This is a genomic window from Actinomyces sp. Marseille-QA0893 (assembly GCF_976954355.1).
The window spans coordinates 1-20,959 of record NZ_CDRJSY010000005.1 but is presented as its reverse complement, the minus strand read 5'-3'; the positions used below and the strand labels follow the sequence as shown (position 1 = coordinate 20,959).

At 56.2% G+C, this 20,959-nt stretch carries 20 protein-coding genes; 2 read left to right on the top strand and 18 right to left on the bottom strand.

All coding sequences use genetic code 11. The features are described 5' to 3' along the window. Nucleotides 1–8 precede the first annotated feature (8 nt). The gene (locus ACWNMW_RS06585) at nt 9–857 is read left to right on the top strand and encodes a LacI family DNA-binding transcriptional regulator (RefSeq protein ID WP_449490410.1); all 849 of its coding nucleotides are present in this window, start codon (nt 9–11) and stop codon (nt 855–857) included. Between the two features lie 41 nt (nt 858–898). On the opposite strand, the gene ACWNMW_RS06580 is transcribed toward ACWNMW_RS06585, so the two are convergent. The 4 genes from ACWNMW_RS06580 to ACWNMW_RS06565 are packed head-to-tail and all read right to left on the bottom strand — an operon-like array spanning nt 899 to nt 4,171. Next, nucleotides 899–1,195 carry a ferredoxin family protein gene (locus tag ACWNMW_RS06580; protein WP_034501642.1) on the bottom strand — a complete coding sequence of 99 codons (297 nt, stop codon included), beginning with the start codon at nt 1,193–1,195 and terminating at the stop codon, nt 899–901. Nucleotides 1,196–1,208: 13 nt separating this feature from the next. Beyond that, nucleotides 1,209–2,513: an FAD-dependent oxidoreductase gene (locus ACWNMW_RS06575; RefSeq protein WP_314213069.1), complete on the bottom strand. Its 1,305-nt coding sequence runs from the start codon at nt 2,511–2,513 to the stop codon at nt 1,209–1,211. 8 nt (nt 2,514–2,521) lie between these two features. Next, nucleotides 2,522–3,394, bottom strand: coding sequence for an electron transfer flavoprotein subunit alpha/FixB family protein (locus tag ACWNMW_RS06570; protein ID WP_034501644.1), 873 nt, complete (start codon nt 3,392–3,394; stop codon nt 2,522–2,524). A gap of 15 nt (nt 3,395–3,409) precedes the next feature. Continuing rightward, on the bottom strand, nt 3,410–4,171 hold the full coding sequence (locus ACWNMW_RS06565) for an electron transfer flavoprotein subunit beta/FixA family protein (protein ID WP_034501645.1): 762 nt from the start codon (nt 4,169–4,171) through the stop codon (nt 3,410–3,412). 146 nt (nt 4,172–4,317) lie between these two features. On the opposite strand from ACWNMW_RS06565, the gene ACWNMW_RS06560 reads away from it, so the two are divergent. Continuing rightward, nucleotides 4,318–4,950, top strand: coding sequence for a TetR/AcrR family transcriptional regulator (locus tag ACWNMW_RS06560; protein WP_449490409.1), 633 nt, complete (start codon nt 4,318–4,320; stop codon nt 4,948–4,950). Here ACWNMW_RS06560 and ACWNMW_RS06555 read toward each other — a convergent pair. The 14 genes from ACWNMW_RS06555 to ACWNMW_RS06490 all read right to left on the bottom strand — a co-directional run bounded on the left by ACWNMW_RS06555 (nt 4,911) and on the right by ACWNMW_RS06490 (nt 20,767). Continuing rightward, a complete protein-coding gene (locus ACWNMW_RS06555) occupies nt 4,911–5,588 on the bottom strand; it encodes an MBL fold metallo-hydrolase (RefSeq protein ID WP_034501646.1) in 678 nt (225 codons plus the stop codon). The two genes, ACWNMW_RS06560 and ACWNMW_RS06555, sit on opposite strands and share 40 nt — an antisense overlap. Nucleotides 5,589–5,591: 3 nt before the next feature. Then, nucleotides 5,592–6,980, bottom strand: a complete 1,389-nt coding sequence (locus tag ACWNMW_RS06550) for an MFS transporter (protein ID WP_449490408.1) — start codon at nt 6,978–6,980, stop codon at nt 5,592–5,594. 19 nt (nt 6,981–6,999) lie between these two features. Beyond that, entirely contained in the window at nt 7,000–7,875 is an 876-nt protein-coding gene (locus tag ACWNMW_RS06545; protein WP_009407924.1) for a MaoC/PaaZ C-terminal domain-containing protein, read from the bottom strand. 11 nt (nt 7,876–7,886) lie between these two features. Beyond that, nucleotides 7,887–9,443: an AMP-binding protein gene (locus ACWNMW_RS06540; protein WP_449490407.1), complete on the bottom strand. Its 1,557-nt coding sequence runs from the start codon at nt 9,441–9,443 to the stop codon at nt 7,887–7,889. 3 nt (nt 9,444–9,446) lie between these two features. Further along, nucleotides 9,447–10,667, bottom strand: a complete 1,221-nt coding sequence (gene caiB, locus ACWNMW_RS06535) for an L-carnitine CoA-transferase (protein ID WP_449490406.1) — start codon at nt 10,665–10,667, stop codon at nt 9,447–9,449. Nucleotides 10,668–10,686: 19 nt separating this feature from the next. Then, nucleotides 10,687–11,820, bottom strand: a complete 1,134-nt coding sequence (caiA, locus tag ACWNMW_RS06530; protein WP_009407921.1) for a crotonobetainyl-CoA dehydrogenase — start codon at nt 11,818–11,820, stop codon at nt 10,687–10,689. Between the two features lie 40 nt (nt 11,821–11,860). Continuing rightward, nucleotides 11,861–12,841 (bottom strand): acetyl esterase, encoded by a 981-nt coding sequence (gene aes, locus ACWNMW_RS06525; protein ID WP_449490405.1) that lies wholly within the window; start codon nt 12,839–12,841, stop codon nt 11,861–11,863. A gap of 28 nt (nt 12,842–12,869) precedes the next feature. Continuing rightward, a complete protein-coding gene (locus tag ACWNMW_RS06520; RefSeq protein ID WP_034501651.1) occupies nt 12,870–14,180 on the bottom strand; it encodes an MFS transporter in 1,311 nt (436 codons plus the stop codon). A 429-nt stretch (nt 14,181–14,609) separates the two neighbouring features. Further along, complete coding sequence (locus tag ACWNMW_RS06515; RefSeq protein WP_448750603.1) at nt 14,610–16,967, bottom strand: polyribonucleotide nucleotidyltransferase; 2,358 nt, start codon at nt 16,965–16,967, stop codon at nt 14,610–14,612. A gap of 243 nt (nt 16,968–17,210) precedes the next feature. Further along, nucleotides 17,211–17,495 carry a 30S ribosomal protein S15 gene (rpsO, locus tag ACWNMW_RS06510; protein ID WP_199805878.1) on the bottom strand — a complete coding sequence of 95 codons (285 nt, stop codon included), beginning with the start codon at nt 17,493–17,495 and terminating at the stop codon, nt 17,211–17,213. Between the two features lie 147 nt (nt 17,496–17,642). After that, on the bottom strand, nt 17,643–18,632 hold the full coding sequence (locus ACWNMW_RS06505; protein ID WP_449490404.1) for a bifunctional riboflavin kinase/FAD synthetase: 990 nt from the start codon (nt 18,630–18,632) through the stop codon (nt 17,643–17,645). Nucleotides 18,633–18,644: 12 nt separating this feature from the next. Next, nucleotides 18,645–19,655 (bottom strand): tRNA pseudouridine(55) synthase TruB, encoded by a 1,011-nt coding sequence (gene truB, locus ACWNMW_RS06500; RefSeq protein ID WP_449490403.1) that lies wholly within the window; start codon nt 19,653–19,655, stop codon nt 18,645–18,647. Then, complete coding sequence (gene rbfA / locus ACWNMW_RS06495) at nt 19,655–20,101, bottom strand: 30S ribosome-binding factor RbfA (protein ID WP_034501659.1); 447 nt, start codon at nt 20,099–20,101, stop codon at nt 19,655–19,657. Before rbfA ends, truB begins: the two co-directional genes overlap by 1 nt. 18 nt (nt 20,102–20,119) lie before the next feature. After that, the gene (locus ACWNMW_RS06490; RefSeq protein WP_449490402.1) at nt 20,120–20,767 is read right to left on the bottom strand and encodes a malonic semialdehyde reductase; all 648 of its coding nucleotides are present in this window, start codon (nt 20,765–20,767) and stop codon (nt 20,120–20,122) included. Nucleotides 20,768–20,959 lie beyond the last annotated feature (192 nt).

The following is a 20,959-nucleotide window of genomic DNA, read 5'->3' as shown; positions in this document are numbered from 1 at the left end:
AGCTTAATATGCACGCGTGCAAGGCGCAGTCTCCCTATGCACAGGGAAGAACCCCATCGGCGTGTTTCCACAATTTACTTGTTCTGCACCCGGCAGGCGTGCGATTACGGCACAGTGTTGGCCAGAGAAAGGGGGCTCTCATGGCCAAAACACCAACAATGTCCGACGTTGCTCTTCTTGCTGGAGTATCCGTTGGGACTGTCTCTCATGTCCTGCGGGGAAGCGTTCACGTCAGCGATGCGCTCACCCAGCGCGTTCACGAGGCGACAGAAACTTTGGGATACAGAGTTGATCCATCAGCCCAAGCACTTCGCTTGGGTTACCAAAACATCGTTGGTGTCGGGCTTTTAGGCGCACGCAAAGAAGTGGAACAAGCCGCCTGCACTTTCCTTCTCCCTTTTGCCCGGGAACTGGGACGAAGCGGAATGGAAGCGTTGGTCCTCTCCACCACTCCTTCTTCCGCCAAACATTTGTGCCTAGAAGATTGCACGGATATCGTCATGCGCGCGAAGCGATCACACTTACATTCACTCCTCATATGTCTTAGCGCTGAATCTTCCTCGTGCACATTCATCGACGCCGATGCACATGCGACGGGAACGCATGCGGATGAGCATCGATTGTTTCCGATAGGTCAAAGCACCTCAGCGACTCGGGATCTTCCCATATTTGAGGTTCATCTAAATTCTCATGGCCCACAAAGACTCCATGGAGAAAGAAAGACTGCATCACTTGAATGGCGTCCTCTACATGTAGGCGGGAATTCTGCAGAGGGTCATTCCCTCACCCGTGGAAATATCACCGAATGCATTGAGGCAGTTATGGATTCGAGGGACACAACAAGAATGGTGGGTTGAAAGCAGACGCTTTCAACCCACCACTTCAAATGGAGAAGCCCTTAGCCTTCTCGGAACATGATCCCGAAACCGCTCCTGGGATAGTGCCACTTCAAAACACCTTCAGGGGCAATAGCCAAGCAGGTACCGCATTCTAGGCATGCGGCATATTCCACTCCAACGGTCCCATCCTCTTCTACCGAGTAGACATGTGCCGGGCAGATTCGCTCCAAGAGCTTGCCGGCACCGGTGGCACGAGCGCGCTCCTGGTTGACCTCGATATGAGATTCTTCCTCGTCAAGGTTGTAAGTGTTACGCGAAAGACGGGCGGGAACACTCTCAATTTTCAATGTGCTCATTGTTCCTCCTGCCTCACAACGCCTTGATACCGGCCAAGCCGTCACTAATGAGATCACGCAAACGCAGGCCAGAAGCCTTGAACGCGTCCATCGCAACCTTCATGATGTGGCGACGCGGGCGAAGATCATGGTTGAAGACTCCGTAGAAAACCTCTGCAGCAAGGCGACCGTAGTCCTTGTACATGCGAGGACGCTCAAGGAAAGCGGGAGCCTTCGCATAGGTCTGCATGTCCTGCCCAACGAAGGAAGACTTCAACTCACTGAGGTAGCGATCCATCGCTGCCTGAGAGAAATCACCGGATTCGAGGGCAGAATGAACCGCCGTTGAAGCCGCGAGCGCAGATCCCGCAGCAAGATCCATCCCTCGAATGGTCAAACCAGTATTAAGAGTGAATCCAGCTGCATCACCAATAATCACCAAACCGGGACGGGTGAGATCATGCGTCACCATCTGAGGCCCATCTTCGATGGTCAGGTGGCACCCGTATTCGAGCAATTCCCCATCCTCAAGCAGAGGAGCAATTGCCGGATGAGTCAGCAGGTGATCATGAACATCCGAAGAGGACAAGCCCGATGCTTCCAAGTCATCAAGGCGCATGACAACACCGATAGAGACGGAATCTTTATTGGTGTACATGAACGCTCCACCTGCAACGCCCTGGGTCGCATCCCCAACCATTGCGTAGGCTGCACCGCAGTTATCGCGCACATTGAAGCGATCTTCAAGGACCTTCTCGGGGAGAGCGATCACCGACTTCACACCCACTGCAAGGTGTTTCTTCGGCTCTTTAGCGCGGATTCCCGCCTGCTGGGCAATGAAAGAGTTCACCCCATCTGCTGCAACCACAACGTGGGAGCGCAGCTCATCTTCCCCAGCACGAACACCAACAACCTGTCCGTTTTCGATGATGAGGGAGTCAACCTTCACACCCGGCATCACGGTGACACCGGCCTCCTCGCACTTCTCGCTCAGCCACAAATCGAGCTTTGCGCGCAACACTGTGACTGCATTAGCGGGCTCAGCAAGACGCTGATCCCAGTAGTCAATGTTGACCGCTGACTTTTCATTGAGCAGGCTGACGATATTACGTGTGATTCGGCGTTCTACAGGAGCTTCATGAATGAAGTCCGGGAAGACCTGTTCCATTACTCGGCAGTAGAAAACACCACCCGAGAGATTCTTGGAACCGGGTTCCATCGCACGCTCAATGAGAAGGACCTCGTGTCCCTGTCCGGCAAGAGTGTAGGCGGCAACACAACCGGCTACACCTCCACCGATGACGATGACCTCGAAATCAACCTCTACTTCTTCAGACATACTCTTCCTCAGGAAAGTGCTGCGGTAATCGCAGGCAGGACATCGTAGAGGTCGCCCACGATTCCGTAGTCAGCAACCTCAAAGATCGGGGCATTGGCATCACTATTGACAGCAACGACGACCTTCGAATCGGACATACCCGAGGTGTGCTGAACCTGACCGGAGATACCGGCAGCAAGGTACAGATCCGGAGCAACGTGCATGCCGGAAACACCAACATAGCGATCCTTGGACAGCCACGCGGTTCCTTCAGCCAGGGGACGGGAGCAGGCGAGCTCTGCGCCCAGTGCTGCGGCCAGGTCGCGGGCGATCTGCAGATCTTCCTCGGCCTTGAAGCCGCGACCGGCTGCGACGATACGACGCGCTGCAGCAAGATTGGCGGGACCTGAACCAGCGGGCTCCACAGCGCTCACGCTGGCCTCGTAGTGTTCTTCCGAGCCGGCCTCGGGCGCAACTTCTGCGCCTTCGACGGGGGCTCCACCTTCGAGGACGACAACAGCGCCGCCGGGGAAGGAAATGGTCTCCTGCGTCAGGCCACCAAAGCGCGAAACTTCGGCCTCGCCAGCGGAAACGCGGAGCGCACCGTTGATGAGGGGAAGGCCCAGGCGCGCTGCGACAGCGCCGGCAAGGACGCGCTCAACGGGACGGTTCGCGGCGAAGACGATATCTGCGCCAGCGCCTTCCAACACAGCGTTCACTGCGGGGGCAAAAGCCTCAAGAGGCGCATTGCTTCCACGACCGATGGCCACAACGCGGTCAACACCAGCGATGCCGGTGGCCTCGTCGCCAAGAGCGATGACGGTTACGGGACCGATCGCACGCGCGGCCTCGACGAGGGATGCAATCTGATTCGATGTCGTAATGATCCATGTGTTAGTCATTGTCCAAGTCCTTTCTCAGAGCACACCAGCGCTACGCAGCGCCTCGACCAGTTTCACAGCGGCGTCGTCACCACTGAGAATTTCCTTCTTACGTTCCTGAGCGACCGGGCGCAGGCGGCCGGTGACCTCAACAGAAATCGGCTCGACACCCAGATCTGCAAGAGCAACGGTGTCCATCGGCTTCTTTCCTGCCTGCAGAACATCCTTCATACCGGGAACCTTGACGGTCGCAGCATCTGTTGTCACGGCAACGACGACGGGGCCATCGACCGTGATCGTACGTGTACCAGAGGCGGTAGCCTGCGTGATGGTCCATCCATTTCCGTTGGCCTCAACCGCGGAAACCTCCTGGAAACAGGGCCATCCCAGGTAACCTGCGACCAGAGCAGACATCATCTTGGCGGACTCGTCAATGGAAGAGTCGCCCGTCAAGAGGATATTCGCGCCTTCAACCTTGCGAACCAGAGCGGCAAGCGCAGCTGCGACCGCAGTGGCGTTCAGATCACGAGCGGCATCATCGGCAACGACCAACGCACGGTCGAATCCGCGCGAAAGAGCAGCCTTTTTTGCCATTGAGGAGGACACCAGTGCGTCTCCTACGGAAATACCAACGAGCTCTTCGCCCTTAGCATCTGCGACAGTGCGTGCCACCTGAATGGCAACGGGGTCGTATTCACTCACCGCGGCCTTCGCACGCGACCAGTCAACGACACCATCAGAACCCACGGTTGTATCCTGCGGGTTTGCAGCGTACTTATACGCGACAACGATACTCATCGTGTCCTTCTCTCTTGAGTGTTGTTTTCGGATAGATACAGGGAAGACTCCCCAAGTTTTCTCAGCTCCCGAAAAGCGCACGCATTAACCCGCAAGGTGCGAGTAATATGGCGCTTACCAGCAGCTATGAAAGAAAGGTGCAAGTCGTGCCGAATCCTCGACAAGACGCGCCCAAAGTTGGTCGGCCACGCGATGAAGTGGTCGAAACCAAGATCGTCGAAAGCGCCCTGACGCTCTACGGAGAGGTCGGCTGGGCCGCTTTCAACCTGACCAAGGTCGCCAGCGCTGCCGGAGTGGGCAAATCCAGCATTTACACACGCTGGGAAACCCGCGATGCCCTCCTGAAGGACGCCTTCGCGCGATTGGTTCGTTGCCCTGGCCCACGCGGGAATAGCGCGCGGGAAGTTTTGATGAACGAGGCCGAATTCCGCCTTCGCGAGTACCTTGGGCCGAATCGTCGGGCAGTTCGTCGCCTGTTCGTCGAGGCTGGTGAAACGAACGATCCGACGATCGCCCTGATTCACAACCAGATTTTCGTTACCCCCCTGGGTGCGATTCGCACACGCTTGTGGGAGTTCAAGAGCGCGGGGCAGATTAAGGACACCCTGTCGGTGACCCGCCTGCTTGACGCGATTGAAGGCTCGGTTCTGATGCGCACCTTCTGCCTGCCCGATGACTACATCGACTGCTTCATGCTGAAGGTTCCGCGTTACCTTGAAGCTTTGATTGACGATCAGCTTCATGGCAATCTCAATTCGTCACTACGCGCAGTATCCTGAGCCACTTCCCGCGGACAGAGAACGCGCGCCCAGTGCGTGAGCTGCGCCTTCTCTGCCGCCAAAGTGGTGGCTGGACCGTGCCCGGGAAGTACGCGAAGATCCTGATTAACCTCTGCGAGTTTCGCGCAGGATGAGGCCATAAGCGCCCGGTCTCCCCCGGGAAAATCAGTCCGTCCAATCGTTCCGGCAAATAGCATGTCGCCGCTGAACAGGATCGAGTTGGCGCGATCGATCAAACAGATATGTCCCTGAGTGTGTCCCGGGGTATCGATCACCTCAAGGCGATCGCTCCCCCACTCAATGACATCGCCTTCCTTCAAAGGCCGATCAACGTGATCCACGACGTAGTCGATACCTTCGACATCGAATCCAGACAGATGCAAGTCGCGCGTTCCAGCAACATCTGCAGCTCCACAGGCGACCCAGCACCCGTGTTGAGCGACAAGTTCATTAACTGCCCCGATGTGGTCGCAATGACAGTGGGTGAGCACGATACCGACGACGTCCAAGTCCTGCGTCCATTGCTGTAGGAAGCTCGCTTGGTCGCCCGGGTCGACAATAATCGTCCCGCCTTCATTCGTTAGCGCGTAGCAATTCGTGCGGTACGCGCTCACAACCACTGAATCAATGCGATACATCGTTTAGCGCCCCTTGAAGTCCGCTGATCCTGTAACGTCCAAGCTCAGTCCCTTGGTTTCGGGGGCCCAAGCGAAGGAAACACCAAATCCAAGTGCCGAAATGAGCGCACCGGCAAGCATGGTTGCCGAGATCCCGTAATCGGCGATAAATGCCGGAAGGACGAACATTGAGTAGACGGTGCCGATTCGGCTCAGAGCCATAGCAACACCCATTGCCGAGGCGCGAATGGAGGTTGGGAAGAGCTCGTTGGGGTAAAGCCACTCGAGGTTGCCCGGACCGCCAGCAAGAAGTGCGTAGGCGATGAAGCAAATGGAAATCAGAACGATTCCCCCCTGCGGGAAGAAACCGATCAGACCAAGCGCAATCGTCATGCCGAAGAAACACCAGATGATGAGCGGACGACGCCCCACGCGTTCAGCCAAGTACATTGCGGGGAATGTACCGAGCATAAAGAAGGTGCCGATAACAAGCTCACCAATCAGCGAATTGCGTCCCTCTCCAAGGCCAATGGAACCAACGATTGTGGGGCCATAGGTGTAGAGAGCAAACATCGGAATTGCCTGACAGAGCCAAATCACACCAACGAAGATCACGCGACGCAGATAAACACCACTGAAGATCTTCTTAAACTCAGTTTTCTCGGCAACCTCTTGCGCAGGAAGGCGGACATTTTCACCGAAAAGCTTCATGACAACGCGATCGGCTTCTTCTTGGCGGCCTTTCGATGCCAACCACCTGGGAGATTCGGGGATATCCCAACGTCCGATAAGAATTAGTACTGCCGGGATCGCAGACGACGCCAGCATCCAGCGCCAGCCGTGAGGGGTTTCGTAAAGCGCGTAGCCCACAAGAGCTGCGACATTGGCACCGAGATACCATGCAGCAGCGATCATGCCCATCGACATTGCGCGATGTTTGCGCGGTGAGAACTCCGCGATCATCGATGTGGCAATCGGATAATCGGCGCCGATTGCCACACCGATGAGGAAGCGCAGAGCCACTAATTGCAGAGGAGACGTAACGACGGCACACAGTACCGACAAAACGACAATGACAATCAGGTCAAGAATGAACATCTTGTGACGACCAATGAGGTCCGTCAGCCATCCTCCGACTGCGGCACCTAAGAAAAGACCGACCAAAGCGGCAATTCCCAGCAAGCCCGACATGGAATTACTGATCTCGATATCGGTACCCAGGCGTGAAAGCGCCACGCCGATAATTCCTAGAACATAGCCTTCAAGGAATGGACCACCACTGGAAAATGCGATGATGCGCCAAAGCACACCCGACATATCCAGATCTTCGAGATCTGTTACGTCCTTTTTCACTGCGTGTATCTCCTCTAACACCTCGATAGCAGAACTGCAGATCATCGTGTGATCACGCATCTATGCTTTCAAGGTTACTTCAGCGGTATTCGATAATCCCCCAGTTCAGGTGCGGCTTCGCACCGGTGACATCAGCATCTTCGTCCACCAGCTGGAAACGGAGCTCGCCTTCTCCGACCTTCCACAGCTTCGTCTTCAGAGTGCTACCGGGCAGAACCGGCGAAGTAATGCGGGTCTTGAAACGGGTGATGCGCTCGGGTTCTCCGGGAACGAAAGCGTTGATTGCATGACGCATAACAACACCCGCGTAAGAGATCGCGTGAAGAATGGGACGAGGCTCACCGTTCTCAGCTGCATAATCCCAGTCGATATGCTGCGGGTGATAGTCGCCCGACAGGCGGTAGATCAAAGCCTGGTTCTCAGGAATACGCTCAACAACCTCGACGTCAGCCTCGCGCTCTGGCATCTCAACGATGTCCTTGGGAGGCTTGGGGCCACCCCAACCGCCGTCGTAAATCAGGCAGTCCCAAGATTCGTTCGTGAAAAGCAGGTTTCCGTCCGAATCGTAGGTGTCGCCAATATGCTGAGCGAGCAGGCCACGACCCTCACCACGGTCATAGAGGCCTTCAAGGCGAACCATAGTTTCCAAGTGATCGCTCATCTTAGTGATCGGCTGGTGGAAACGAATATCGAAGCCCCAGTGCAGGGAGCCCGCATAGTTGTAGCCGTAGTCAATGGTACGAGTGACCTCGGAATCCACGATGAGCATCGCACCAAACATGGGCAGAACCTTGAGCTGAGGATTACGTTCATCGTGCTCGTTGAGGTATTCGAGGCCGTCCTTGCCATCGATACCTGCACCGCAGCCAAGAGCAAACAGCTCAAGATCACGGAAAGTGTAGTCACGGACGAAAGGACCGAAGGTCTGTCCGACCATATCCGTATTGATTGCCATGCCTGTTCCTTTCACAGGGTTTTGAGTAATTCTTTGTTGACTTTGCCGTATTCACCGCGAGGCAGCTCATCGACGATTCGTACCTCGTTGGGAACTTTGAAGGAAGACAGTCGTTGGCGGCAAAACTCCAACACACTGTCAGGGCTCAGCTCCTTACCCGGGTGGAGGGTGAGGAAGGCATGAATATCTTGCCCGCGAACGGGGTGGCGTACTCCAACGACCGCCGCATCGCTCACTTCCGGGATTTGGCGAAGAAGGTTTTCAATTTCACCCGAGGCCACCGACTCACCGTTGCGCTTGATGAGGTCGTGTCGCCGATCGACGAAGAAGAGCCATCCGTCGGGGTCAACGTATCCCCAGTCACCGGTGTGATACCACCCATCGATGACCGCCTCCCCAGTCGCATCGGGGCGCTGCCAGTACCCCTGCATAAGCGAGATCCCCATCTCACCCCGAATGCGGATCTCACCATTGTGTCCCTGCGCTACTTCTGCTCCGGATTCATCACAAATCTTGAGCTCATAGCCAGGACCAACCTGTCCCACCGAAGGCCAGCGCCGCTCCCCCACGGGCGGATCGGTGACAACTCCAACCAGGGTCTCGGTCGAGCCATAGTTATTGAGTAGTGGAACAGCAAAACGCTTTTCAAAGCGTTCTTTATCTTCATCAGACAGCATCAGGAAATAGTGCATCTGACGCACACAGTGGTTCTGTTCTTCTGGATCCACGGGTTGAGCAAGCATCGTCATGACAATCAGTGCCATTCCCTGGACCAAAGTCGCTCGGGTTTGACACACCGATTTCCAGAAACGATGTGCGCTGTAACGGCTAAGAAGAATCAGCGTCGCTCCAGCGGTGATGACCGGAATGAAGGCTGAGAGCTGGAAATTCACGTGACTGGCAACCATAGAAGTCGCGTAGCGATCATCACTGGTCATCGCCAGTTCCCAGTTGACGTATTTTCCTGAAAATACGGCATTGGCATGCGTGATCATGACACCTTTAGGAGACGCGGTCGTCCCAGAGGTGAACATAATTTCCAAAAGACTCAGCGCTTCAAGCTGCGGATCGTAATCCAGCTGAGGCGAGCAGCTCCGACTGAGAGCGGGTAGAGAAGACTCCTCCTCACCGGCATCACTTCCCACCAAGAGCACCTGAACTCCCGAGGCCAACACGGCCTCGTCGAGGGTCAGCGAACAGCCTCGGGTACAAATCACCGCGCGAGCGCCACTGGCACCGATCAGCCCCGCAAGTTCAAAAGATGTTCCCTTCGTGTCCAGGGGAACGATGACCGCACCGATCTTCGCGATCGCCAAGAAGCATTCGATGAACTCGATGCTATTGGGCAGGTAGAGTGCAATGCGGTCACCGCTGCGAAAGCCCAGTTTGAGAAGGACATTCGCATATCGATTCACTTGCTCATCTGTCTGACGGTAGGAGCGTTCAACGCGCACGCCAGCGCACACATCCTCAAAAATGAGGAAGCTGCGTTCTGGGGCTGCATTAACCGCATCCTCCCAGATGCCGCGCAGATTAGTGCGCGAGTGAATCTCATCCCGAATCGTCACGAATCAGTCCTCTTCGGCGAACTTGATGGAACCGGAGGCCTTGAAACGCTCGATATCCGCATCTGAGAAACCGCTGCGGTGGAGGAGATCTCGAGTGTCTTCACCCAATGCGGGCATCGGACGCCAGAAGCCACCTGGGCGATGCGCAAAACGAGGAACCGTATTCAGGCCCTTGATCGTCTCCCCTTCGCGGTTCTCCCACTCCATGAAGTTTCCGCGCAGCTTGGTGTGCTCTTCGGCCATGAGGTCGTCGAAATCCAAGCACTTCTGAGCAGCGATCTTGTGGGCAACAAAATCTGCCTCAACATCGTCGACGTTCTGGGTGAGCAGGTACTCTTCCAGTTTTTGCTCGATCAACGAGGCCTTGGGGCCGTCAAGCCACAGCGCTGAGGTGTCCTCGGGGTACTCTTCTGTCCCCCACAGATCACCCAGACCAATGACCTCGAGCAGGTACTTGTTCTGAGGAATGCCGTAGCAGCACAGACCCAGAACACCATCCTTGGTCTTGTACTGGCCGATCGCACACAGGTTCTGATGGCGTGCGCCCGCACGCGGGTAGAGCACTCCCTTATTCATGTAGTCGATCATGTAGTAGGCGCCAACGCGCAGCATCGTTTCATACATTGCGATGTCGATCGACTCACCTTCTCCGGTGCGCTGAGCGCGGAAGACCGCAGCCAGTGCAGAAGAGATCACCATGAGCGAGTTGAAGTAGTCACCGGTGTAGGGAGCTGCCGTCATTGCTTCTTCAGGCGTACCGTTCTGGTACACGTAACCCGAATAGTCCTGGACGGTCAGATCATATGCCGCAGAGTGAACACGCTTGGGATCACCAACATGGCCGAAACCGGAAACGTGCACAATGACTAGGCGGGGGTTGACCTCCCACAGGAAGTCATCGGTGATTCCCTTTCGTGCCCACACCGGGCCCTTCGAGGATTCGATGAAGATATCCGCATCCTTGACCAGCGCGCGGATAATCTCTTTTCCTTCATCCGTGAAAGGATTCATCGAGATGGAGCGCTGATTACGTCGTTCCATCTCCTTGACGAACTCGGTATCACGCACAGAGTCACCACTGTAGGTGTTCTCAATCCAGGTGATATCGGCACCCCACTCCGACATGATTTCGCATGCGGTAGGAACGGCAATTTCCACTGCCGAGTAAACGACCTTCAGGCCGTCAAGGTTGCCGTAGGACGGCTTATCAACGGGTAATGACATCAGATACACCTCCCGCCGATCAGCGGTATTCCTTCAGAGCTGCACGGCCTGCGGTGAGGATCATCATTTCGTCAGTACCACCGCTGACGCGGTCAACACGCAGGTCACGGAACATACGCTGGACACGGTGTTCACCGGTAATACCGACGCCTGCCAGAACCTGAAGAGCATTGTCAACGACTTCAAATGCTGCGTGTGCGCAGTAGTACTTCGCCATCGAGCAGTCACCACGGCCAAGCAGACCGTTATCGTGCTTCCATGCAATTTCGTAGAGCATGTTGCGCATATTGGTGAGCGCAACCTTCATGTCCGCGAACTTAAGCTGGATGAGCTGATGGCGTGCAATTGCCTGTCCACCCTGAACACGCTGGTTGGCGTAGCGCGCTGCGTCCTCGAAGGCGCAGTAGGCCTGGCCGTAGTTGGTCAGAGCGACAAGGAAACGCTCAAGATCGAAGTCGGCGACTCCGCGGCGGAATCCATTTCCTTCGGTTCCAAAGAGGTCTTCTTCGCGAAGTTCGACGTTATCGAAGTAGATGTCGCAGCAAGAGTCCATGCGCAGACCCAGCTTGTGCAGGGGCTCCTTGGTAATGCCCGGCAGGGACATATCGACAAACCACTCGGTGTAGGTGTCCATGTTGTCGCTATCGCGAGCCATAACAACCAGGTAAGGCACGTACTTGGAGGAAGTAATAAAGGTCTTGTGACCGTTCAGGTAGACCTTGCCGTCCTTACGCGTGTAGGTCGTGCGCATGTCATCCCACGATGATCCTGCACTCGGCTCGGTCATTGCGTAGTTGAGCATCTGCTTACCGGTGCCGACGAAGGAAAGGATCTTTTCCTTCTGTTCCTCGGTACCTTCACGCAAAACGGTATCCCAGCAGGGAAGCTGGTAGAGAACGTAGGTGGGGCCACCGGCGCGGCCAAGGGCCTCGTAAGCTGCGGTAAGCGTTACCCAATCGGCCCCCAGACCGCCGTTTTCCTCAGGAAGGAGGATCTGGTCAAAACCGAGCTCGCAAATGGCCGAAACCCATTCCTGGGGGTATTCGGAGCGTTCATCGCATTCCTGGAAGTACTTCTCCCAGTTACGCGACTCCATCAATTCGGTGAATCCATCGACCATCAATTGCTGGTCTTCGCTCAATGAAAAGTCCATTTTGCTTCCTATCGTCAGTGATATGAAATATGTGAGTTTCTTAGATTTTGTGGCTGTGGAAGAAGTCAGCGGCCCGCCGCATCGCATCCATCGTGTCATCCAACATCCGAGAATGATGAAGGAATGCGTGGATGACCTTCGGATAGACGACGAATTCGTTATCCACTCCCGCGATATCAAGCAGTTCGTGGAGCGCCTCGGAATCGTCTTTGAGAGGATCCAAGCCTGCGGCCACGATGAAACAGGGAGGGACTGCCGAAGACATATCGTTATCCAAAATATTCACGTAAGGTTCGCGAATCTTTTCAAGGTCCCCAAGGTAGGCCTTGAGATAGTACTCGTAATCGGCTTCGGTAAGCCCATCCCAAGGACCACCCAACAGTCGCATCGAACGAGAGTCACGCAAGCCGTATGCTCCGTAGAAGAGCAACATGCTGCGCGCGTTCACAGCTTTGCCGTGATCACGAAGGTAGAGCAGCGCACCGAATGCCATATTTGCACCCGCACTGTCCCCCGAGAAGGAGACATCCTGAGGATCAATTCCCCACTCCTGAGCGTGCTGGACGATGTAGTCGGTGACGTCTGAAATTTCTTCGATCGGCTGCGGGTATTGCGCTTCCGGAGAGAGCGTATAGCCCACTGAAACGACGATGGCTCCTGTGAGCGAGGCAATCGTGCGCGTGATGCGATCGTGGGTATCGACATCGCCGATCAACCAGCCGCCACCGTGAACATAAACAATCAGGGGGCGAGCGGATTCGTTATTTTCTTCTTCCGAGGCCTGGGGGACGTAGCGGCGCACCGGGATACTCCCGTGGCGCGTCGGGACCATTCGATCTTCCGCGCTTTCTACATGCGGACCGCCCTCGTTCCAGAAACGGCGTTCACTGCGATAGGCCTGTCGCATCTCTTCGATGCTCTGATCGGTCGAGTATGCGTCTTTTGCCAGCTCGTTTTGCTTGGCGACGACGGCGCCCATCTGCTCGCTCCACATGCTGGGAACATCAAGTTTGTGTGCCACTACGTCCTCCTTCCTCAGTACGTGGTTTTCAGGCCTCGACGTTCTTCTTCTCGCGAATACGAATCACGACAACCAGAGCGATCGCACAAACTGCTGCCAGAAGGGCTGCGCCGCCAAGGATCATGAAGATCTGATGGAACGCTGATTCTTGTGCATCACCTGCGGCGTCGCGAATCGAGCCAAACCAGGTGTAGGAGAAGGTATCGGGAAGGAAGCCGATGACCGAGAGCAGGCCCGAGGCCGTACCAAAGACCGCGGGAGCGACCTTACCCTCAGTGAGCTGCGAGGAAACAATGCCGAAGACACCGTTGGCAATGAAGGCCAAGACGATCACCAATCCAGCGGTGAGGATAGCGTTTGCACCCGAGGGTAGGACAGCGAATCCAGCAAAGAGCACAGCAACCAGCAACGAAGCAGCTGCAATAACACGCGAAGGCGAACCGACCTTCTCAGCAACCCATCCGAAGAAGGGAGCCGAGACCAGAGAAATACCATAGGTACGGACGGTTGCGACCATGGTAACCACTGCGGGAGCAAGCATCATGACCTTATTCATGTAGCCGGTGGTCTGGTTCACGCCGGTGTAGAAGAAGTAGACGAAGAACAAGGTGGCAGCTGCCAGCCACACGACGGGGTTCGCCAAGACCTGTCCGATCTGCTTAACCGAGAAGCCGCCTTCAGTGGAGCCGATTTCGCCTTCAAACTTCGGGATGAAGAAGAAGGAGAGGACAGCGAGGACCATGATCAGGCCACCCAGGATGAAGAGCAGGGTACGCATGGGGATGATGTCACCACGCGATGCGAGGTGGGCAACCAGCCATGAGTTGAAGAAGCCCAGGATCAGACCGGCGAGGCCGTAGAAAGCGTAAGAAAGACCGATGTTGCGCGAGTAGCCATTTTCATCGGAGATCAGGCGCACCAGCTTGTAACGGATACCCCACCAAATGAGGATGGTTGTGACGCCCATCGCGACAAACAGGAAGCGAATCGTGGTCAGCGAGGGGAACATTGCGTACCAGAAGGTCAGCAGCGCAGTCAGACCGAAACCGACCCACGAAAGGGTACGAACGCGAACAATATCCGCGACGATACCGGAGGGCAGATAGCACACAAGTGCGGTCATAGCGTATGCGCTCAGAAGCGTACCCAGCGTGGTGGCAACGTTTTCGGGCGTAGCACCACCCGAGGCGATGAGGGCCTTACCCAGCGGTTCTTCGAAGACATACTGAAGATAGGCGGGGGTGTAAATGATCGAGCTACCGATCGAGACCAAGATCAGAAGGAAGATGCGGTGACCCGCGCTCAGGTCACTCGCTTTTCTCTCTGCAGAACCCAACATGTGAAAGACCTTTCTATCACTGAAGAATAGAGTTCATCAGACTAGGGTGATACCGCACATATCCTGGACTACATTCGTCCATAATTGCGGCTTGTTCGTGCAGCATCCCACCACTGGGGGCGGTGAATTTCTGCGAACATACATCGGTGTCGAAACACGATATGTCACAGGCAATAATTGCTGCCACGTCCCCAACGCTATCAATGGCCCCACACGAAAATGAGGGGTCTTTAGACCCAAAGAATCAAATTTTTTCAGACGAGATTCGTCGATAATTACCGTTTTTAGATAACTGAGATGACACCCTTATGGCGATAAACAGGCTGTTGCAAAGGCACAAATATGCCGTGTGGGGCGAAGGATTTCCTTCGCCCCACACAGGGTTTAAGGTTCGTCAACGCGTCCTAGGACAGCGTCCTCAGAGCAGTCTCACTCCTCGTCGGAGCCCTCAGATGCCGCGGCCTCGTCGTCTTCACGGCGACGACGGGTGCGGGTGCGGGGACGACGCTCGCGACGCTCACGGCGCTCGGGACGCTCTGAGCGCTCGCGGCGACGAGGCTGCTCATCGCTGGCCTCGAGTTCACCGGTTTCACCATCGACGACGGCGTACAGGCTGAGCTTACCGCGGTCACCAATCTCGTGAATCTCGACCTCGACTTGCTGGCCAACCTGCAGCACATCTTCAACCGAATCAATACGCTTGCCGCCGACCAGACGACGGACCTGCGAAATGTGCAGGAGACCATCCTTGCCAGGGGTCAGGGACACGAAGGCGCCGAAGGAGGTCGTCTTGACGACGGTTCCCACGAAGCGCTCCCCGACCTCGGGCATCTGCGGGTTGGCGATCTGGTTGACCATTGCACGTGCAGCTTCTGCAGCTTCACCGGTCGATGCACCGATGTAAACGGTTCCATCGTCTTCAATGGTGAGTTCCGCGCCAGTGTCTTCCTGGATCTGGTTGATCATCTTGCCCTTGGGGCCAATGACCTCGCCAATCTTGTCGACGGGGACCTGGACCGTGATGATGCGAGGAGCGTAGGGGCTCATCTCATCGGGAGCGTCGATTGCCTGCTCCATCAGATCAAGGATCTGCAAACGTGCATCGCGAGCCTGTGCCAGCGCGCCACGCAGCACCTGGGAGTCGATGCCATCAAGCTTGGTGTCCAGCTGCAGAGCGGTGATGAACTCGCGGGTACCGGCGACCTTGAAGTCCATATCGCCGAAGCCGTCTTCAGCACCCAGGATGTCGGTCAGGGTCACGGCCTTCTGCTTGCCATCAACTTCACCGGTCATGAGGCCCATTGCAATACCTGCGACGGGGGCGCGCAGCGGCACACCAGCCTGGAGCAGCGACAGGGTCGATGCACACACAGAACCCATCGAAGAAGAACCGTTGGATCCCATGGTCTCGGAGACCTGGCGGATTGCGTAGGGGAACTCTTCGCGTGAAGGAATCACGGGCTTAAGAGCGCGCTCTGCAAGGTCACCGTGGCCGATTTCGCGACGCTTGGGCGAGCCAACGCGGCCGGTTTCACCGGTCGAGTACGGCGGGAAGTTGTACTGGTGCATGTAGCGCTTCGCCGTAATGGGCGAAAGGTTATCGAGCTGCTGTTCCATGCGGAGCATGGCCAGTGTCGTCACGCCCAGAATCTGGGTTTCACCGCGCTGGAAGAGAGCGGAACCGTGGACTCGAGGCAGAACCTCGACCTCTGCGCTCAGGGAGCGGATGGTGCGCAGCGAACGACCGTCCATGCGGATTTCTTCGCGCAGAGTGCGGTTACGGATGGTCTGCTTCTCGAGGGAGCGGAAAGCTGCCTTGAGTTCCTTCTCAGCTTCGGGCCACTCTTCGGCCAACGCTTCAAGCATCTCTGCCTTGACGGCGTCCACAGCTTCTTCGCGAGCAAGCTTGCCCTCAGTGAGGAGTGCCTTGGCGAGCTTGTCGCCAACCCACTGCTCAACAGCGGCGTACTGCTCATCCGTGTAATCGAGGAAGATCGGGAATTCGGTGGTTTCCTTCGAGGCGACAGCAGCAACCTTCATCTGGGCTTCGCACAGCGCGCGAATGAAGGGCTTAGCAGCTTCGAGGCCGTCGGCGACCACATCTTCGGTAGGAGCAACGGCGCCTGCCTGAATCAGGTCCCATTCGTTTTCGCCGCCGCCAGCTTCGACCATCATGATCGCAACGTCTTCGCCGCCATCTTCAGTGGTAACGATACGGCCTGCGACAACGATGTTGAAGACAGAGCGTTCCATCTCCGACCAGCGCGGGAATGCCACCCACTGGCCGTCGATGAGAGCCAGACGGGTACCGGCGATGGGGCCGGAGAAGGGCAGACCAGCAATCTGGGTCGACATGGAGGCCGCGTTGATCGCCAGCACATCATAGGCGTCGTTCGGGTGTGCAGCCAGGACGGTTGCGACAACCTGAACCTCGTTGCGCAGGCCCTTCTTGAATCCGGGGCGCAGCGGGCGGTCGATCAGACGAGCCGCAAGAATTGCCTCGGTTCCGGGACGGCCTTCACGGCGGAAGAAGGATCCGGGGATACGACCCGCAGCGTAGGAACGTTCCTCAACGTCAACGGTCAGCGGGAAAAAGTCGAACTGGTCCTTGGGCTGCTTGCCCGCGGTGGTTGCGGAAAGAATCGCAGTTTCATCATCAAGATAGGCCATGGCCGCACCTGCGGCCTGCTTGGCGAGGCGGCCAGTTTCAAAGCGGACAACGCGCTTACCGAAACGACCATTGTCGATGATCGCCTCTGCAGAGACGATATCTTCGCCTTCCATCATATGTGTGTTCTCCTTGAATTTACGTGTTTCACACTACTTGGGCGTTCGTATCGGCCTTCGATCGAAGTCCACGGCTTTGATCCGGCTCTTCCCATATCGCTTTGGGCGCCAGAGAAGCCGTAAACCACTGTCGAAAACCGCGCACGTTCACGCCTCTATCAAACTATTGAGTTATTGTGCGAGCGCCTTGCCCACACGTAGTGATCCGGCTCGATTCCAACAGGGAATCGAGCCGGATGACAATCAGCGACGCAGGCCCAGTCGTTCGATCAGTGAGCGGTAACGCTCAATGTCGACCTCAGCGAGGTAGCCGAGGAGGCGACGACGACGACCAACCAGCAGCAGCAGACCACGACGTGAGTGGTGATCGTGCTTGTGAGTCTTGAAGTGCTCGGTCAGATCCTTGATTCGCTGGGTCAGCAGCGCAATCTGGACCTCGGGGGAGCCGGTGTCACCCTCGTGGGTAGCGTACTCGGCGATGATCTGATCCTTGACGTCCTTGCTCAGTGGCACAGGCTTCTCCTTCATACTTGTTGCACGGAGCCACAGGGCCATCCCCTGCGCATACTATCCGTGGCCGACATGACGGCATAGGCAAGTTTAGCATCTCATCTCAAAGCTTTTGTCGTGATCTGTAGCACGAGCGTCAACCGAGATCAGAGCCTATGGCGCAGTTCAGCGCGCAGTCACTGCCTGTGGGTCAACGCGCGTTGGTACACCAACGCCTAGAACATACGCAGTAACCCGAAGATCCTCATCCATACGACACAGCAGGGCATCCAAGGAATCAAAAGATTCCATCGCTCGGATACGACTCACGAACATAATCGATACGTTCTCTCCGTAGAGATTCAGGTCGCTTCTGCCCAGAACATGCGCTTCAACAGTGCGTACTTCACCGTCAAATTGAGGATTTGTCCCCACAGAAATCGCAGCGGGAAGGAACTCTGCCGCACCACTGTCCCCGACATGCCTGACAAGCCATCCAGCGTAGACACCATCACCTGGAACGACACCTTCAATGTCATTGCACAGGTTTGCGGTGGGGAAACCCAACTCACGGCCTCGTTTATACCCATGCTCAACCGTGCCGCGGATGCGGTGAAGATGACCAAGCACACGCGCCGCACCAGAAACGTCGCCTGCTTCAAGGAGTTCTCTCACCCAAGATGATGACCAGCGGCGCCCTTCAGGAGCTTCAACGTCCTCGACTGACTCGACTGTAAAACCAAATTCTTGGCCCAGCTGCGTCAAAGTCGTAAGATCGCCGGAATTTTCACGGCCGAAACGGAAGTCTTTGCCGACGACAACTTCAACTGCTCCCAGCGCCTGCACTAGGTATTTCTCGACGAACTCTCGAGGGGTGAGGGAATAGACCGAAGCATCGTAGTGAATAACAAAAGTCGCATCCAAACCGGTTGCTGCCATCGCGTCCAAACGATCCCTCAGCGGAGAAATGAGTTTGAGCGCAGTGTCAGGATTATGAACGATGCGGGGGTGGGGGTCAAAAGTGCAGGCAACAGCCTTCACCCCCCTATTTCTTGCCCGAGCAACAGCTGTCGCAATCACCTGACGATGCCCCTCGTGCATCCCATCGAAATTGCCGATTGTCACCACCGACGTTATCTCGTTCGGGATTTCTTCAATCGAACGCCAAATCTTCACAGTGGTCACTTTCTAAAAAACAAGGATTGTCTTCAAACGAGAATCACGAATCTCAAGAAGTCCGACGACTTCCCCTTCACCATTGATGGCGGCAATGGGACCGCAGGTCGAAGCTGTGTCCCTTCCCCCACATCGCTCAGCAAAGTCGCGAACTTCATGGGCAGAACGGCGAGGCGCCTGCCCATGGGCGAAAGCACCAGCCTCGGCTTGCGTCAGTTCAAGCACGGGGAACATTGCACGCGCTGCCTCGCTGAGCGATGTCAACGGGAGCGGAGCTCCTTCATTTTCCGGTAGGTCTTCCCCGTCGCGGTGCTGGGCCTCGAAAAGAGAATCTAAAGTGTATGCACTTTCAAGAGAGAACTCTCCAACCCGAGTGCGTCGCAGTGCAATCAAATGCGCACCGCAGCCAAGTGCATGACCGATATCGCGGGCGAGAGCACGGATATATGTTCCGGCGGAACATTCAACGACGATATCGACATCTACGCAGGGGATAAGGCGTTCTTCCCCTTCAACGTTGTAAGTGACGCTGTGAGGATGCGATTCGCCCTTGACCTCGAGCAGGGAAATTTCCACCTGCCGAGGCTTGAGCTTCACTTCTTCTCCGGCGCGAACCCGCGCGTAAGCCCTCTTTCCGTCAACTTTAATTGCACTGACTGCGGAGGGAACTTGCGAGATTAGCCCGCGAAAGCGCTCCAGTGTGCGCGCAAATTCTTCACTATCGAGGCCGGTGCACCCTCGCGCGAGCGTCACTTCCCCTTCCGCGTCCTCAGTTGTCGTCTCCACGCCGAGGCGTAGGCGAGCTTCGTAACGTTTTGAATGGTCAGTGATCCACGTGAGAAGTCGTGTCGCTTTGTTGATTCCAAGGACCAAGACGCCGGTCGCCATTGGGTCAAGCGTTCCTGCGTGACCAACACGGCGTGTATGCGCGAGGCGACGAACGCGCGAGACAACATCGTGACTTGTGATTCCCTGGGGTTTGTCAACGATCAGAAGCCCCGAGCTCACCGAAGCAGCAGACATTAACGCTCGTCCTGCTCGTCTTCTTCGTCATCAGCCTTGCGATAGGGATCCTCGTCGCCAGCGTAGCTTGCGCCGACCGCGAGACGTGAGACTTCTTCATCGTGTGCACGCGCTGATGCGAGTGCGGTCTCGAGCGAGGCTACCGTTTCTGGTAGAGCATCCGGGATAAACTCCAGGCTGGGAGTGAGCCGAATGCCAAGGGCTTTACCAACCTCGCTACGAATAAGGCCCTTTGCTGATTCGAAGGCGCGCGCGGTACCGGCACGGTCGTCTTCATTTCCGAGCACAGTGTAGAAAATCGAGGCGTGTTGGAGATCTCCGGTCACGCGAACGTCGGTGATCGTGACAAAGCCTAGGCGCGGATCCTTGATGCGACGTCCCAAAAGAGAAGCGACCGTCTCCTGGATACGATCTTGAACTTTTCGAACTCGTGCTTCATCAGCCATGGCATCCTCCTCGTGGCTTCAGGCGTTAACCTGCGGTTCGCGAAACACCTCATCGTACCCCACCCGTGGCCCGCGTTCCTGGTATGCATTCGCACCCGCGTGGCCAACATTAATCACCAAAATAGGCTCGATGTCCTCTCCGGGGAAGAAGTAGTCATGAAGAAGTCGTGCGTCGTCGGGGTTCATGGGACCGGTTTCCAAGCCCTGTGCCCGAAGAGCCAGAATCAAATAAGCAACTTGAATCGTGGCTGATGTATGGGCCATAAGCGTGCGCATCTTCTCATTGGCCGTGAGCAGTTTTTCATAGCGCTCACCGCGCGGGTGAAGCGAAGGAAGGTCATGCTGAAAATCCTGCTTGGCACCGCACACCAACACTAAAGGTGCGCCTTGAGCTTGCTCCCTGTTGCCAAGGGGAAGGGCGTTCAGCAGCTGCTCTTTCGCTTCTCCACCACGAACGATTGCAACGCGAAGCGGCTGGCCGTTCACTCCAGTCGGTGCCCACTTAGCCAAATCGTAAGCGGCGCGAATCTGCTCATCCGTAACCGGTTCATCAGTAAAGGTGTAGGCGGTGTGCGCGTCAGTGAAAAGTTCAGCAAGAACTTCGCGCGCATTCAACTCATCACGGAACTGCGACATAGCGCTTAAGGATTCGGAAACTTCACTCATACCTCGACTTTAACGCTGGAGTAGGAAGGTTGCTGAGAGAGTAAGTCGTGCTTGCCTAGCAGGGAATGGTGTGTGTTGTGGGTATGACAAAGCGGTGGGGTCTTGGAACATTGTGTTCCAAGACCCCACCGTAAGTGTGTTGTGGCGGTGTCCTACTCTCCCACACCCTCCCAGGTGCAGTACCATCGGCGC

Excerpts from the sequence above, each read along its gene's own strand:
- ACWNMW_RS06585 (WP_449490410.1), top strand. The coding sequence starts at position 9 with ATGCACGCGTGCAAGGCGCAGTCTCCCTATGCACAGGGAAGAACCCCA.
- ACWNMW_RS06580 (WP_034501642.1), bottom strand. The coding sequence starts at position 1,195 with ATGAGCACATTGAAAATTGAGAGTGTTCCCGCCCGTCTTTCGCGTAAC.
- ACWNMW_RS06575 (WP_314213069.1), bottom strand. The coding sequence starts at position 2,513 with ATGTCTGAAGAAGTAGAGGTTGATTTCGAGGTCATCGTCATCGGTGGA.
- ACWNMW_RS06570 (WP_034501644.1), bottom strand. The coding sequence starts at position 3,394 with ATGACTAACACATGGATCATTACGACATCGAATCAGATTGCATCCCTC.
- ACWNMW_RS06565 (WP_034501645.1), bottom strand. The coding sequence starts at position 4,171 with ATGAGTATCGTTGTCGCGTATAAGTACGCTGCAAACCCGCAGGATACA.
- ACWNMW_RS06555 (WP_034501646.1), bottom strand. The coding sequence starts at position 5,588 with ATGTATCGCATTGATTCAGTGGTTGTGAGCGCGTACCGCACGAATTGC.
- ACWNMW_RS06550 (WP_449490408.1), bottom strand. The coding sequence starts at position 6,980 with ATGCGTGATCACACGATGATCTGCAGTTCTGCTATCGAGGTGTTAGAG.
- ACWNMW_RS06545 (WP_009407924.1), bottom strand. The coding sequence starts at position 7,875 with ATGGCAATCAATACGGATATGGTCGGACAGACCTTCGGTCCTTTCGTC.
- caiB (WP_449490406.1), bottom strand. The coding sequence starts at position 10,667 with ATGTCATTACCCGTTGATAAGCCGTCCTACGGCAACCTTGACGGCCTG.
- caiA (WP_009407921.1), bottom strand. The coding sequence starts at position 11,820 with ATGGACTTTTCATTGAGCGAAGACCAGCAATTGATGGTCGATGGATTC.
- ACWNMW_RS06520 (WP_034501651.1), bottom strand. The coding sequence starts at position 14,180 with ATGTTGGGTTCTGCAGAGAGAAAAGCGAGTGACCTGAGCGCGGGTCAC.
- ACWNMW_RS06515 (WP_448750603.1), bottom strand. The coding sequence starts at position 16,967 with ATGATGGAAGGCGAAGATATCGTCTCTGCAGAGGCGATCATCGACAAT.
- rpsO (WP_199805878.1), bottom strand. The coding sequence starts at position 17,495 with ATGAAGGAGAAGCCTGTGCCACTGAGCAAGGACGTCAAGGATCAGATC.
- truB (WP_449490403.1), bottom strand. The coding sequence starts at position 19,655 with ATGTCTGCTGCTTCGGTGAGCTCGGGGCTTCTGATCGTTGACAAACCC.
- rbfA (WP_034501659.1), bottom strand. The coding sequence starts at position 20,101 with ATGGCTGATGAAGCACGAGTTCGAAAAGTTCAAGATCGTATCCAGGAG.
- ACWNMW_RS06490 (WP_449490402.1), bottom strand. The coding sequence starts at position 20,767 with ATGAGTGAAGTTTCCGAATCCTTAAGCGCTATGTCGCAGTTCCGTGAT.